At 60.5% G+C, this 13,292-nt stretch carries 14 protein-coding genes and 2 pseudogenes; 13 read left to right on the forward strand and 3 right to left on the reverse strand.

The window, feature by feature from the left end; genetic code table 11:
- Window positions 1–76: 76 nt before the first annotated feature.
- From MUU53_RS17465 to MUU53_RS17490, 6 genes and pseudogenes are all read left to right on the forward strand, one after another.
- Window positions 77–409, forward strand: a pseudogene (locus MUU53_RS17465) (zincin-like metallopeptidase domain-containing protein); the annotation flags it as partial.
- A 155-nt stretch (window positions 410–564) separates the two neighbouring features.
- On the forward strand, window positions 565–1,986 hold the full coding sequence (locus MUU53_RS17470) for a tyrosine-type recombinase/integrase (RefSeq protein ID WP_247262047.1): 1,422 nt from the start codon (window positions 565–567) through the stop codon (window positions 1,984–1,986).
- Window positions 1,983–3,770 carry a hypothetical protein gene (locus MUU53_RS17475; RefSeq protein WP_247262048.1) on the forward strand — a complete coding sequence of 596 codons (1,788 nt, stop codon included), beginning with the start codon at window positions 1,983–1,985 and terminating at the stop codon, window positions 3,768–3,770. Before MUU53_RS17470 ends, MUU53_RS17475 begins: the two co-directional genes overlap by 4 nt.
- Window positions 3,767–5,938, forward strand: coding sequence for an integrase (locus MUU53_RS17480; RefSeq protein ID WP_247262049.1), 2,172 nt, complete (start codon window positions 3,767–3,769; stop codon window positions 5,936–5,938). The genes MUU53_RS17475 and MUU53_RS17480 overlap by 4 nt, the downstream gene beginning before the upstream one ends.
- 319 nt (window positions 5,939–6,257) lie before the next feature.
- Window positions 6,258–7,199, forward strand: coding sequence for an ArdC family protein (locus MUU53_RS17485; protein ID WP_247262050.1), 942 nt, complete (start codon window positions 6,258–6,260; stop codon window positions 7,197–7,199).
- Window positions 7,200–7,211: 12 nt separating this feature from the next.
- Entirely contained in the window at window positions 7,212–7,706 is a 495-nt protein-coding gene (locus MUU53_RS17490) for an HIT family protein (RefSeq protein ID WP_247262051.1), read from the forward strand.
- 56 nt (window positions 7,707–7,762) lie between these two features.
- Here the strand turns inward: MUU53_RS17490 and MUU53_RS23410 are convergent, their stop codons facing one another.
- Window positions 7,763–8,308, reverse strand: coding sequence for an NUDIX domain-containing protein (locus tag MUU53_RS23410; RefSeq protein WP_425524257.1), 546 nt, complete (start codon window positions 8,306–8,308; stop codon window positions 7,763–7,765).
- Here MUU53_RS23410 and MUU53_RS17495 point away from each other — a divergent pair.
- A pseudogene (locus MUU53_RS17495) lies at window positions 8,265–8,477 on the forward strand (zincin-like metallopeptidase domain-containing protein); the annotation flags it as partial. The gene MUU53_RS23410 and the pseudogene MUU53_RS17495 overlap by 44 nt on opposite strands.
- 10 nt (window positions 8,478–8,487) lie before the next feature.
- Here MUU53_RS17495 and MUU53_RS17500 read toward each other — a convergent pair.
- The gene (locus MUU53_RS17500; protein ID WP_162760714.1) at window positions 8,488–8,661 is read right to left on the reverse strand and encodes a hypothetical protein; all 174 of its coding nucleotides are present in this window, start codon (window positions 8,659–8,661) and stop codon (window positions 8,488–8,490) included.
- A 449-nt stretch (window positions 8,662–9,110) separates the two neighbouring features.
- On the opposite strand from MUU53_RS17500, the gene MUU53_RS17505 reads away from it, so the two are divergent.
- The 6 genes from MUU53_RS17505 (at window position 9,111) to MUU53_RS17530 (ending at window position 12,794) form a co-directional block, all read left to right on the forward strand.
- On the forward strand, window positions 9,111–9,422 hold the full coding sequence (locus MUU53_RS17505) for a DUF736 domain-containing protein (RefSeq protein ID WP_113469637.1): 312 nt from the start codon (window positions 9,111–9,113) through the stop codon (window positions 9,420–9,422).
- A 403-nt stretch (window positions 9,423–9,825) separates the two neighbouring features.
- Window positions 9,826–10,326, forward strand: a complete 501-nt coding sequence (locus tag MUU53_RS17510) for a hypothetical protein (protein ID WP_172891001.1) — start codon at window positions 9,826–9,828, stop codon at window positions 10,324–10,326.
- On the forward strand, window positions 10,326–11,126 hold the full coding sequence (locus tag MUU53_RS17515) for a serine protease family protein (protein WP_112636448.1): 801 nt from the start codon (window positions 10,326–10,328) through the stop codon (window positions 11,124–11,126). Before MUU53_RS17510 ends, MUU53_RS17515 begins: the two co-directional genes overlap by 1 nt.
- A 414-nt stretch (window positions 11,127–11,540) precedes the next feature.
- A complete protein-coding gene (locus tag MUU53_RS17520) occupies window positions 11,541–11,852 on the forward strand; it encodes a DUF736 domain-containing protein (RefSeq protein WP_113469637.1) in 312 nt (103 codons plus the stop codon).
- A gap of 297 nt (window positions 11,853–12,149) precedes the next feature.
- Entirely contained in the window at window positions 12,150–12,314 is a 165-nt protein-coding gene (locus tag MUU53_RS17525) for a hypothetical protein (protein WP_172891004.1), read from the forward strand.
- Between the two features lie 306 nt (window positions 12,315–12,620).
- Window positions 12,621–12,794, forward strand: a complete 174-nt coding sequence (locus tag MUU53_RS17530; protein ID WP_172891005.1) for a hypothetical protein — start codon at window positions 12,621–12,623, stop codon at window positions 12,792–12,794.
- 59 nt (window positions 12,795–12,853) lie between these two features.
- Here MUU53_RS17530 and MUU53_RS17535 read toward each other — a convergent pair whose 3' ends face one another.
- On the reverse strand, window positions 12,854–13,120 hold the full coding sequence (locus MUU53_RS17535; protein WP_062428089.1) for a WGR domain-containing protein: 267 nt from the start codon (window positions 13,118–13,120) through the stop codon (window positions 12,854–12,856).
- Window positions 13,121–13,292 lie beyond the last annotated feature (172 nt).

Raw genomic sequence — 13,292 nt, forward strand, 5'->3', positions numbered from 1 at the left:
ATGCGCTGAAAGGTGCAAGTCCGGTTCGGAGGGGGGCTGAGCCGCGTCCTCATTGAGGCGCCGCCAGCCTACCCTACTCGAGCAGATCGATGGTCTTCCCGACACCTATTATGCCCCGCCGGCCAAGGTGCAAGATCCTGTCGAGCGCATCGAGAGCGCCGATCGCTTCTTCAAAGCGACCGGCGCGGTCATCCGCCACGGCGGCAATCAGGCCTACTATTCACCCGTCATGGACTACATCCAGATGCCGCCATTCGAGGCGTTTCGCGATGCGGCAGGATACGCGGCCGTCCTCAGCCATGAGGCAACGCACTGGACTGCGGCAGAAAATCGAGTTGGGCGTGACCTGTCACGCTATGCAAAGGACCGGACGGAACGAGCCCGTGAAGAGCTCGTCGCCTTATCTTGACAGTCTGCACCGACTCTTTGTTTCATGCTTTGGTTGATGCACACGCTGACGGAGGCGCTTTCCAGGCCGGACGCAGCGCTCCCAAATAGCTGGCGGAGGCCGGCCTGGAGAGTGCCGGGCAAGTTGAACTCCTTCGTTGATGCTGGGCTCCCCGGATGGGGGTCCGGGGGAAGGTTGAACAACTTGTGGACAGTGTAGCAGCTTCAAGCATTACCGTTCAGGAGCGAAGATCGGCGGACGGTCTGGACGCGCATGTCCCGATGATTCTCCGCGACGGGGCGCTATACGATCCTGATCTGGATCGCTTTTTCCGCGACCTCCCTCTCAACGGTGTTCGCTCCCGCCATTCCCTTCGTGCCTATGGCTACGACGTTCTCGTCTGGGCTCGTTTTCTTTCGGAAGCCTGCGCGAAGACGATATGGCAGGCCGACCGGCATGATGTCCTTGCCTATTATCGCGTCCGGCGCCGCGCCGACGCCGGACAACGCATCTCCGCTGCCTCGTGGAACCGCGCCGTCGCCTGCCTTGACCGGCTATATCGCTGGGGTGTGCAGGAAGAACTGATCGCGGAAGCACCCTTCACACATCGCTCGGTCTGGAGGCGGAGGCACGCTGGGCGGCGGTCACAGGTGGCAGCGCGGAACGATGCCTATGAGCCCGCCGCGCGCAGGGCAGCGGTCAGTTTCGTCACGCTCGATGACTATCGGCGGTTTCGGGATGTCGGCCTCAAAACGCTTTTGCCTGACGGCCACACACGCCCTGGCGCCCGAGATCGCAACGGTATCCGCAATGCGCTGTTCTCCGATCTCCTAGTGACTACAGGGCTTCGGCTGGAAGAAGCGTCGTCTCTCTTCACCTCCGATCTCGTCTTCGCCGATCACCGTGCCGGCCGTCAGGTCTGGCTGGATTTGCCGGACGCCCAGACGAAGGGCGATCGCGGCCGCCAGATTCTTGTTCCCGCTCGACTGCTAGAACAGGTACGTGCCTATGTCGATGTCGAACGTGCCCATGCCGTCACGAAGTTCCAGCAACGCTCTGCGTGGCAATCGATCGACCGGCCGATCTTCGTTCATCGGGATCGGCATGCTGCCCGGCTGCGGTTGCTTGATGGCGGCGATATCGCACTCGACCTGCTAGACCCCGAGGAGCGCGGTAGGATCATTGTCTGCGACAGCGACGGCACACCGGGCGAACCGGCGATATTATGGCTTTCGGAGATCGGCTTGCCGGTGCAGCCGAACTCCTGGGAAGTCGCTTTCGCCCGTGCCTCCAGCCGGTGCAGATCCTTCGGTTTCGATATCAGCATCAGCCCGCACCAACTCCGTCACACCTTCGCCGTTCACATGCTGGCGATGCTCATCCAGCACCGCCTCCGCGATGCTGCCTTGCCTGCCGGGCCGATGGAGGGATATCGGCAAGTTCTTGGTGATCCTCTCCAGCAGGTGCAACGGCTTCTGGGCCATGCCAGCCTGGCGACAACATATATTTACCTGGACCACATCGCGACGCGCGCTGATACCGTCGATGCGGCTGTCGAAGAGCTCCTGGGACTGCTCCCCTCGGAGGCCACGCTGTGAGGGGGCGCCCACGCAAGGGAACTGCGGTTCGTTTTGCGCCAGCTGATGGCGTTGTTCCTCCACACGCCAGCGATCCGGTGCTCGGCCTGCGCTTCAACATCGAGGCGCGCTATGGCGGAACCGTCGAGGTTGATCTTGTCGGCGAGCGTCCGCGAGCCGTCGCCGTCGCTTTCGCAGGGGCTCTACGCCGGCAGTCCGAGCTTGGGGGTCCGCTCGGCGCGCGGAGTACCATCAAGCAGCATGTCGCTGCGTACTTTCGGTTTTTCGCATATCTGCGCGAGCACTCGACGGTAACGACGCCCGCCGATCTGCGTGCGGGCCATCTCGATGGATATGAGCATTTCCTAGAAGCTGGAGGGATGACCCCGATCCACCGACACACTGTTCTCGCCAAAGCCATCCTCGCTCTACGCTCGATCGACGCCGGCCAACCTGGCCTTCTGGATGAAGGGGTTCGTCATCGGTTGAGCTACACCAGCGCACAATCGGCCGGACGATCCCGACCGCGTGATGCCTATAGCCCGTTCGTTGCACGGCAGCTTCGCGACGCTGCCCGTGGCGATCTCGCCAGGATATTCCGGCGGATCGGGAGGCCGCTCGATGAAGACGACAACTATCCCAAACTTCGCAGAGTGACCGATGAGGCTAATGCCCGGATCGTCGCCTCCGGCAGGCTCAGCAGTGGGGACCGTGCATTCAAGAGCCTCTATTTCATGAGGCTGCGTCGCGGTCTTCCGGTATCGACCCTTTCCGAGGATCTGCACGCCCGTTTCCATCTGCGCGCAATGGATATTCCGCCTCTACTGACCTTCCTGTCATTGGAGACTGGCCTCGAGATCGAGTGCTGCAAGGCATTGACGGTCGATTGTCTCCAGAACCCTGGACCTGGCACCGTCGAGATTGCCTATGTCAAGCGCCGTGCCCGCGGCGCCGAGCACAAGCACATTCGCGTCCGCGACGGCGGGATTGGAACACCGGGCGGTTTGATCCGCAAGCTGATCGAGGCAACGGCCTTAACCAGGCAGTTTGTCCCGAGCAATTGCCTTTGGCTTTACTACTACACCGGGCCCACGCAGCTCCGGGCGGGTATCGAGCATCCACATGAGCTTGTCGACCGATGGACCGCAGGCCATGGGATCGTCGATGACAATGGTGAACCTCTTCGTCTCGTTCTTTCCAGGCTGCGCAAGACCCACAAGGCGCTCTGGTATCTCAAGACCGAGGGGCACATGACCCGCTTCGCCATCGGGCATACGCCGGAGATCGCTGCTCGCCACTACGCGGATATCCCCTCGCTGCGACCGCTACACGAAGCTACCATTGCCGAGGCATTCTCAGAAGTCGCGGCCGCTGCAGCTCCGATCGTTCTGGCGCCTGCCGAGGAAGATTCCTGGCGGCAATGCGATGCGATGCCCGAAGGGCGCGAGAACCGAGACGGTATCCTGAGTGGCGAGCAGGACGTTTGGCTGGCGGCATGCTCCGGGTTTGACCGCAGCCCGTTCGGAGACCCAGGCGAGTCTTGCCCGCAACCCTTCTGGGGCTGTCTCGAATGCCGTAACGCTGTCATCACCGCGCGCAAGCTGCCGGCGATCATTGCGTTCCTACGGTTTATCGAAGAGCAGCGCGCGGGTCTCTCAGCGGCGGACTGGGCCATGAAGTTTGGGCGTGCCCATGCTCGCATTGCTGGGCAGGTTCTGCCGGCATTCCCCGATAGTGTGGTTGCCGCAGCCCGTCGCGAGGCGGAAGTGCATCCCCTCTATCTCCCGCCGGAGGCCGGCCAATGACGGGACTATCGCCAGCAGCTTCATCCCGGCAATACGATCTGCGCCCGGTTCTAGCGACCGCTCCGCTGAAGCCTGGTTTCGATCGGGGCGCTCTGTCGCGCTACAGTGATCCGAGCTGGGATCTCGGCCCGGCCGTGTTTCGCGAGAGCGCCCGTCGCTGTCATGTCACCGTGCATCTCGGGTCTGTCGAGGATACGAGCGTCCGCGAGGCGTTGCGCGAACTCCTCTATGCCCGGCTGAACGTCGATCTGCCGGGTCACCGCAAGATACTTCCTCCTGGCAGTGTTCGGCAGGCGTTCAACCGAGCTCGGCGCTTCTTCGATTTCGTGCGTGATGAACTCGGTGTTGTCGATCTTCACCGGGTCGATCAGCCGCTTCTGGACCGCTATGCCCGCCATCTCAGTGCCGATCGTGCCCGCCGGCCCGTCATTGTCGCGCAATTACTGGAAGTACCTGCCGATCTCTTCCTCTATCGCGACCATCTGCCCTCCGGAGGACTGCGGTTTCAACCTTGGACCGGAAGATCACCAGCGCGTGTCGCGGGCTATCGTCACGTCCGCGAGAACCGGACGCCGCGCATTCCCGAGGCAATCATCTCACCGTTGCTGGCCTGGTCGATCCGGTATGTCACCGAGTTCGCCGCCGATTTCTTCGCAGCCCGCGAGGAAATGGACAACCTCGAAGCCCATTGCGCCTCACTCAGCGAGCAGGACAGCGTTCTCGAACGTAAAGACCGGCGGCGCCAGCAGCGTAAGCGGCTTGAGGACTATTTCGGGCGGCTGCGCAGTGAAGGTCGCGGGGTGCCTGTCTGGGGCACTGCCCATAACGGCATATTTCTCCGGCATCCCGAGACAGGAGAGCTGTCACCACCCGTCAACGCCCACCTGCTTCACCTGCACATCGGTATCGACACGCTGGCCGAGCCGAAGATGCACATTCAACTCACGAACGGCGCTCCACGCCAGATCAGAGCTGCGGTGCTCGAGCTCGGTGTCGAGACTGGCGGCATGGATACACCCATCTCCATTCTCCCAGAGACCGGCAAGCCCTGGCGGTCTCGCTTCGACGCCAAGACCCTGTCGGCGGAAGAGCGCATGCTGCAATCAGCGGCCTATATTCTCTGTGCTTATCTGACCGGCATGCGAGATTGCGAAGTCCAAGCGATGCAGCGTGGATGCGTTTCTCTGACGCGCAGCGACGACGGCGTGATCATGCGCCATCGCGTCCAATCCGTCGCCTATAAGGGCAAGTCTGCCCAGGGTGAACCTGCCGAATGGGTCACCATCGAGCCCGTTGCCAGAGCTGTCGAGGTTCTGGAACGCTTGTCTTTTCGGGTCGCTTCCGCCCGCGGCCTCACGACGCTCTGGCCCGTTCTGATCGCAAGGCCTGTTTGCAAGGACCACCTCTCCGCCGAGATCGTCCGCCAACTCAATCATTTCCGTGACCACCTCAACGACCTGTTCGGCACGCCGGACGCGCCAGCGATCCCGGACGGGCCAGGTGGACAGCCATGGCGCATCACGACGCGGCAGTTCAGACGCACGATCGCATGGCATATTGCCAACCGTCCGTTCGGCACCATCGCCGGCATGATCCAGTACAAGCATGCGTCCGTCGCGGCGTTCGAGGGATATGCCGGCTCCAGCCGATCCGGCTTTCGGGCCGAAGTCGAGAACCAGCGTAGCCTCGGCCAGCTCGATGACCTGTTGATCTATTTCGACGAGCGGCAGGCCGGAGCCAGGCTGTCGGGGCCAGCGGCGGCGCGGATCGCGAAGACGCTCGACAGCGTATCGGATGATCTCGGGCCGCTTCCGGCCATGATCGCTGATCGCGCCCGACTGCGCACCATGCTCGCGAGCCTCGCGCGGACCCTTCATGTCGGCGTACTGGCCGATTGCTTCTTCGATCCCGGCACGGCCGTCTGCCTGAAGCAGGTCACCGGTGTCAAAGGGCCGCTAACCGCACTCTGTCAGCCGACCCACTGTCCAAATGCCTGCATCACCTCGAGGCACCGGTCAGCATGGGCCCGGTCCGCACAGGAAGCCGCAGACCTGCTGAAGGAGAAGCGGCTGTCCACGCTTCAACGAAGCATCCTTCAGCAGGATCTTGAGCGGGCGAACACGGTCCTCGCCGGCATAGGCGACGCCCGATCCGCACCCGGTTCCTGAGGGGAGTTGGGTGCTGCTTGCGCCGGTGGCCCGCCCGGCGTGCTCGGAGCCCGCGATGCCCGACGCATCCGCGCAACGGCTGACGCCGTCCTCCGCTTGCGCTTCGGCTCTGCGAGTGCACGGCCACGCCTGAAACATCGCAATCCGCTGCTCCGACGCCGGGACAGGCCCCGGCGGAGAAGGAGCAACAATCATGACAAGACAAAAAATGAGGAACAGCCGCACGAATGGGCGGCAGGAGAGGAAGAGGAAGGCCGGAGTCGGGCGGTCGGTTGAAGGGTCGAGAGAGGCTCGCGCCGCCGGCCGAGGAGATTCCCTAATGTCCAGCACATCTACCTCTGCCCAGCGCGCCGACGTCTATTCCCGCGTCACGGCCGAGATCATTTCCGCAATCGAGCAAGGTGCCGGCGAATGGCGTGCGCCCTGGTTCCACCACGGGACCAGCATTGCGCGTCCGACCAACGTCTCATCCGGCAAGCGCTATCGCGGCATAAACACGCTGGCGCTCTGGGCCGCCGGCTTTGCCGCAGGATATGGAGACGGCCTCTGGGGCACCTACAAGCAATGGCAGGATGCCGGCGCGCAGGTGCGTGAAGGAGAGCGCTCCACGACCGTCGTGCTGTGGCGGGAGATCCAGGTTTCTCGGCAGGACGACGATGACGGGCAACGCCGGATGTTCGCCCGTGCATTCTCCGTCTTTAACGTCACGCAGGTCGACGGCTACGAGCGTCCGGCAACACCCACGCTGCCCGAGGCCGAACGTCTCGCCCATGCGGAAGCCTTCATCGCCAACCTGGGCGTCAAGACTGAGTTCGGCGGGTCCGAAGCCTATTACCGCCCGTCGGCGGATACCGTGTTCATGCCGCCGTTCACTTCGTTCCACGACGCCGCGTCATTTTATGGGGTGTGGCTCCATGAATGCGGGCACGCCAGCGGCTCCAAGCACAGGCTCGACCGCGATCTTTCCGGGCGCTTTGGATCGGCTGCTTATGCCGCCGAAGAGTGCCTGGTGGAAATTCTCAGCGGTCTCGTCCTGGCCGATCTGGGCATCGCCCACCATCCGCGCCCCGATCATGCCGCCTATGCTGCCTCGTGGCTCAAGGTCCTGAAGGACGACCCCAAGGCCATCTTCACCGCCGCCAGCAAGGCGCAGCAGGCAGCCGACTGGATGCATGCGCGTCAGTCTCGGACCAAGGCCAAGGCGACATCCACCTCGGCCACATTGCGCCAACCCAGTCATTGCGACGGCAATTGTGCCTGATAAAGTGCGGATATGAGCAAAGACCATGGCATTCCTCAGCAATATCATATCGCCCAGACTTCTGGCTGGTCGGTGAACCATCGCATCAATTCGGCGCTCCCTGGCTACCTCATGATTGCTTCGTCCAAACCCACGAATGATCTAAGCGAGCTGTCTGCCGAAGCATTAGGCTTGATGGGGACAGTGTTCGCAAAGGTCCAGCGTGCGCTGAATGCGCTCGGCGCCCGACGGGTCTACATCGGCCGTTACGGGCACTCCCCAGGGTATCCGATCCATTTTCACGCGATCCCAATCTATGAGTGGGTTGAAGATCTCTTCTGGAAAGATGATCGCTACCGGGTTCTCCAACAGTTCGCGGACGGTCCGGGGGAGACGCCAACTGACGGCGCAGAGCTGACATTATTCGTCTGGCGAGAGTTCTGCGAACGAGTTGATCCGCCGCCAATTAAAGGGCCATCGGTGTCGGAAACCATCGCGCTCCTACGTCAGGCCATCCAATTTTCGTGACACCGGAAGTCGCTTCAGGCCGACCAGAGGTTTTGGCAGGGATGCGCCAGCAGCGGTCATGGCGCACGGAGACGACTAGCGAAGAACTGGAAGGCTTCGTGGAAGATCGGATGCCAATTTTCGTTAAGCGGTGACTTTATCGGATGCCAGAAGAACGCGAACGTGTGGCCGAAATCGTCCTCGGCAGCGTGATGCCACCTGTCGGGAAGTCCGGATGAATGCCATGCAAAGAAATGCCAGAGGGTCCTGTCCGGACCTATAGGTAGGCTGCCAAGTGGTTCCATGGCACACGGACAGACCAAGCCACTCTCTTCGAGAAGTTCACGTTCGGCCGCATTTCGAGGCTGCTCCCCCTTCTCAATCGTCCCCTTCACAAACTGGTTCCCCGCCGAAGGGTGCATGAAGGCAAGGACCTCCAGCCCCCGTTCAGTGGTTCTGCTGACGATAGGGCAAGCTTTTTCGATGTTGATCATCCGGTAAAAAGGCTTGGAGACGTAGCTGTTGTCAATGACCGCTTGGATCCTCACAGGTGCCTTTGGTGATTGACTGTCAGGATATATTGCCGAGCTCGGCAGTTGCTTCCTTTGCGCCGATCTCGGCATCGCGCCTGAGCTCGAGCCACGTCCCGATCATGCGTCCTACCTGCAGTCGTGGCTGAATGTGCTGGCAAACGACAAGCGAGCGATTTTTCAGGCTGCGGCTCACGCGCAGCGCGCGGTCGCATTCCTACATTCGCTGCAGAGTGAAGGGGAGAAGAAAGCTGCAGCATGACATCCGTCCGTCAGGAGCCGGTCGTCACCGCGGTGGCGGCGGGCTCCGCAGCGTCATCAGAAGGCGCAACAGGATCGTCGATCCGCATATCCAAGTTTCCCCAGATCGACGGCTTCTGATTACTAGGCTTCGGTTTCCGGGATTGCTTGATTTCGACGATAAACGACTTTGTCTGCTGACGCATTTTTCCTCCAAGCGAAGAATCGCAGCGCAACTCTATAACGGCGCGTTATGCTCGCAAGCGTGGTTTGCCCGAGGGCTCCACGAGGCTGTGTACAATGCGACCTCCATGGCCGGGAGATGCAGTCTGCGGCTTTTCCACTTCCGTTGAAACCAGCGCTGATCGCCAATGTCGTATCCCCTTTTCCGACCGATGTGGCGCAACATGTGCGGGCTCGATGGGGCAGGTCTGACCGGAGATCGGCTTCGCCTCGCTCATTATCCCGCAACGCGGCTACGAGACTTTCATCCCCTGACGGCGGAGCCGCCATTCCTCGCGAAACAAGAAAGTCTCTTCGCTCCGCCCTTCACGCTGTTACGGCCCTTTGGGTGCGGTCAGATCGTCACCGGCCTTTGCGACTGCCATCGAGGCCGCAATGGAGCGGCCCGAAACAACAAAAAGGGATTACGACAATGGCTACCATCGGCACCTTCACCTCAACCGAAAATGGCTTCACCGGCTCGATCCGCACTCTCACACTCAACGTCAAAGCCCGCATCGCACGGGTGGAGAACCCATCGGACAAGGGCCCCCAGTTTCGCATCTTTGCCGGTAGCGTAGAGCTCGGCGCGGCCTGGCAGAAGCGCTCCAGCGAGAGCGACCGCGACTACCTCTCGGTCAAGATCGACGATCCGAGCCTCCCTGCTCCGATCTACGCGACGCTCACGGCGGTTGAAGGTGAGGATGGCTACCAGCTGATCTGGTCCCGCCCGAACCGTGACTGAGATCGCCAGGCCCCGCCCGCAAGGCGGGGCTTTCGGTGCCTCATATGGCACCTGAATGAGCCGCATTCCATAAGACGGTTTCAATTGGCAAACACAGGAACGTGTTGCCGCAGGCATGGAATGAGGCGAGACCTTCCTAAGTCAGCGATGCTTTTTCCGCTCTTTCATCTTCAGTCTCGCGGCAATAAGCGCGTCCGGTGGGTGTCCGTCGTCGCGCTCGTGATTTGCCGGTTGTGCAGCAAGAGAAAATAAACCGGGAATGTATCAAGAGGGAAAGGACTTATGTTGATCGGAGTGCACTTTGAATTTTTTATATTCTCTTGACTTGAAGAACATTTTCGAGGGCTCAGTCGGTAGCATCGCCTTCGCGGTTTATGTGGGCGCTTTTGGCTGGATATGTAGCGTGGTCAAACGCTTCAAGCTCTGGCCATTACGATGGAAACTGCCCAGACGCGCGTCCCTTTCAGAACGTGTCGTCCGAGCCCGAGAGCTCCTAGGCGGACGGAGTATCGCAACCTTCAAACTGGACACCGTCCTGGCGTCGCTTGGGCTATCCGCCATCGTGATGGCGGTCTACCTCTATGTCCGCCTATCAGCAATGATGATAGCTCTGACGAGCCCGTCACTCGCAAAGCTGATGGAAGCTGCCGCGCTCAGTATCGCGCTGTTCGGTTCGATCTTGGTCAGCTTGCTGATCGTAAACGTTGCAAGGGTCCATGCCACGCTGGTCGATTTTCGCGCCCATGAGGCCAGCAAAAAGATAGTCTCACAGAAGGCCGTCGAAACCGTGCCATCGAAAGTCGGGAGTGATCCCGCGCAACAGCACCGCCCTCCGCCGGCCGAGGCGACCAGACCGAAAGATCCCGCTAACGGGACAACGACAAATCGAGGCGCGAAATCCTGATGCCAAAATTCCCATGGATTACCCGGTTTTACGACCGAAGTGTAAGTCTGGAGGTCAAGCTTCCGATCGATGCCCAGTCGCGCGCATTCGTGGATGGAGAGATCGAGGCGCTCAGAGGAGCTGTGATTCCGATCTGCGGTGAGGATAGCCATCTGCGTCCATGCTTGCTGGGCAGTGGCATTCTAGTCTCGTATAGAGGCGAGACCATCCTGTTGACCGCAGCTCACGTGCTTACCGACAATGCCAATGTCCCTCTCTTTGTGTTTGGAAAAGGCGGAGAAGCACACTGGCTTGATAGCGGTTTCTGGCTCGAAGCGGCTTCCGATCTTGCTGCGATGCGCCTCTCCATCAAAGATTTGGCTATGCTTTCCCATATCAAGCCTCTGTCAGAATCAACTGTTGCGACGGGGGGCTTTAGTGGAGGAAAGTTTTATGGGTCTGTTGTCGGCTATCCAGCGTCTTCTACCAAACGCCCGGAGAAAAATGCGCTTCATACGCCGATAGAAGTGTATTCGAATTTTGGCAGCGAGATGATGGGCGACAAGGTTTCGATATTGTTCGATTGGAAAGAAGGGGCATTTAATGATGTTAAAGGCCATAACAAAGCAAGAAAGCCGACCGGCAAAAGCGGTGGCGCAATTTTGGGGTTCCCGGTAAGCGGCCGCTCGGTGTTGTTGGGGATGAAGCCACAACTTGTAGGCGTCTCCAGTCGGTGGAAGCGCGAAGAGAACAGGATCGAGGGCTCTGGCCACTCGTCAATTCGCCGCATCCTCGAGAAGGCGACAACGAGCGATCCCTGATACCTATTAGTGTCAGGAGCTGAACACCGGCGAGCGTGGCTCATCTTCGCATTGTGCAAACCAATATGCCAAATGGCTGGCCGTCGTCGGCGCCAGAAACCGATGTCGACAATTGTAATATGCAGAGCCGCGATTCCCGTTTCCCTTTGCCCAATCAACCTGGCCCATGTGCGGGCTCGATGGGGCAGGTCTGACCGGAGATCGGCTTCGCCTCGCTCATTATCCCGCAACGCGGCTACGAGACTTTCATCCCCTGACGGCGGAGCCGCCATTCCTCGCGAAACAAGAAAGTCTCTTCGCTCCGCCCTTCACGCTGTTACGGCCCTTTGGGTGCGGTCAGATCGTCACCGGCCTTTGCGACTGCCATCGAGGCCGCAATGGAGCGGCCCGAAACAACAAAAAGGGATTACGACAATGGCTACCATCGGCACCTTCACCTCAACCGAAAATGGCTTCACCGGCTCGATCCGCACTCTCACACTCAACGTCAAAGCCCGCATCGCACGGGTGGAGAACCCATCGGACAAGGGCCCCCAGTTTCGCATCTTTGCCGGTAGCGTAGAGCTCGGCGCGGCCTGGCAGAAGCGCTCCAGCGAGAGCGACCGCGACTACCTCTCGGTCAAGATCGACGATCCGAGCCTCCCTGCTCCGATCTACGCGACGCTCACGGCGGTTGAAGGTGAGGATGGCTACCAGCTGATCTGGTCCCGCCCGAACCGCGACTGAGATCGCCAGGCCCCGCCCGCAAGGCGGGGCCAAACCTTCTGCCAGATGAAGCCAGCGACAGGCATCGAGCCCGTCTCTGGCTTTTATTGTGCCACACGAGAGGGGTATAGGTCTCCTCAGTAGTTAGCAGGGTGCCGCATCGACCGCGCAGCCTCAAGGACCCGGCGGTTCCCCCAAAATGCTGACGCATTTCGGCTCCCCCACCGGCCGCCGCGCGGTCGCTGGCGCGATCCTTGACCCTGTCCGATCGACGCGCCCGCGATCGTCATCTTTCTCAAACATCAGGAGATGACGACGATGACGATCGAACAGCACATCGAGGAACTGCGCGCTGAATTGCGGAACGCCTTTGACATTAGCGAGCGCCGCGAGATCCAAGCGGAGCTCGAATGCGCTCAAGCCGAACTTGCCATCATCATTGCGGAGCAAGACGGACGCCTGGAGGCCGAGCCGCCGTTCTGAGCGGTACACCTGCAAAACAATCCCCAATTTGGGCACGAGGCTGTGTGGCAAACGGACTGGTCGAGGTCTATGCGTCGCAATTCTCCTTGTCGACAGGGGTCATTGACATCGGGGATGTTGCAGGCCGGTCGTCTGGCAGCAACCTGTCGCCGCCAGAATTTTCCCCGCCGCGGTGCGGCTCCTCGCGCATCAAAATTCAGTCGGCGACAGGTCCTCCGCTTTGCTGCGGCCTTACCGGTGCAGCCCTCCTTGTCCCGGCCTGCGGCCTATCCCCGCGATAACCGCAATCGACAAGGAGAAACCATCATGCAACGCCTCGCACAATTCCTCGCAGCTACCGGTCGCCGGCTTCAAAACCTCGCAAAGGTCATCTGTCACCTTTTTCGCAAGGGCAAGCTCGGTCTGAAGGTCGCGATCAAAATCCCGTTCTTCGTCGAGATCGAGATAAGCTACGAGGTTGACAACAAGCGGCCCGAGTAGCGCGCCGTCAGGGCCGCTTCGGCGGCCCATATTCTCTACCGTCGACGGTCAAATACACCCTAGTTTCGCGCTTTGAGACCGTGAGTGCAGGGACGATACCCTCTGGCTCGCTTTTGACGGGCAAGGGTGAGGAACAGATTGACCGCATCTTCTTCCCGCTCGAAATGATGGTTCATGCACTGCCCCCGCCGACCGATCCGCCCCCACGACCGGATCAGGCAGGCTTCCCCGAACAGCGTGCAGGTAATCTCCATCGCGTAGTAGCGCGCCATGTTTTTCGTGGCATCGGTGCGTTCGACATAAAGATGATAGGGCTGAGCGATCATGCCCGTAGAATCTGAAATTTCGCAACCGACGTCCAACGAGACTTATGAATCGGTGCAGATGTATCGATTCATTTCGGTGAAGTTTCTCCGGGCGAGACGCCTTCGTCGTACGGCTCTAGTCGCGGGGCGACCGGAGCCCGCAAGCGGTCTCCGCCCCTTCGGGTGACGATCC

This window comes from Affinirhizobium lemnae, from assembly GCF_022968395.1.
In the GTDB taxonomy this organism is placed as follows: domain Bacteria; phylum Pseudomonadota; class Alphaproteobacteria; order Rhizobiales; family Rhizobiaceae; genus Neorhizobium; species Neorhizobium lemnae.

Coding starts and splice junctions, on each gene's coding strand:
- MUU53_RS17515 (WP_112636448.1), top strand. CDS start 10,326: ATGCCAAAATTCCCATGGATTACCCGGTTTTACGACCGAAGTGTAAGT.
- MUU53_RS17505 (WP_113469637.1), top strand. CDS start 9,111: ATGGCTACCATCGGCACCTTCACCTCAACCGAAAATGGCTTCACCGGC.
- MUU53_RS17525 (WP_172891004.1), top strand. CDS start 12,150: ATGACGATCGAACAGCACATCGAGGAACTGCGCGCTGAATTGCGGAAC.
- MUU53_RS17490 (WP_247262051.1), top strand. CDS start 7,212: ATGAGCAAAGACCATGGCATTCCTCAGCAATATCATATCGCCCAGACT.
- MUU53_RS17500 (WP_162760714.1), bottom strand. CDS start 8,661: ATGCGTCAGCAGACAAAGTCGTTTATCGTCGAAATCAAGCAATCCCGG.
- MUU53_RS17485 (WP_247262050.1), top strand. CDS start 6,258: ATGTCCAGCACATCTACCTCTGCCCAGCGCGCCGACGTCTATTCCCGC.
- MUU53_RS17480 (WP_247262049.1), top strand. CDS start 3,767: ATGACGGGACTATCGCCAGCAGCTTCATCCCGGCAATACGATCTGCGC.
- MUU53_RS23410 (WP_425524257.1), bottom strand. CDS start 8,308: ATGCCGAGATCGGCGCAAAGGAAGCAACTGCCGAGCTCGGCAATATAT.
- MUU53_RS17535 (WP_062428089.1), bottom strand. CDS start 13,120: ATGATCGCTCAGCCCTATCATCTTTATGTCGAACGCACCGATGCCACG.
- MUU53_RS17530 (WP_172891005.1), top strand. CDS start 12,621: ATGCAACGCCTCGCACAATTCCTCGCAGCTACCGGTCGCCGGCTTCAA.
- MUU53_RS17520 (WP_113469637.1), top strand. CDS start 11,541: ATGGCTACCATCGGCACCTTCACCTCAACCGAAAATGGCTTCACCGGC.
- MUU53_RS17470 (WP_247262047.1), top strand. CDS start 565: ATGGGGGTCCGGGGGAAGGTTGAACAACTTGTGGACAGTGTAGCAGCT.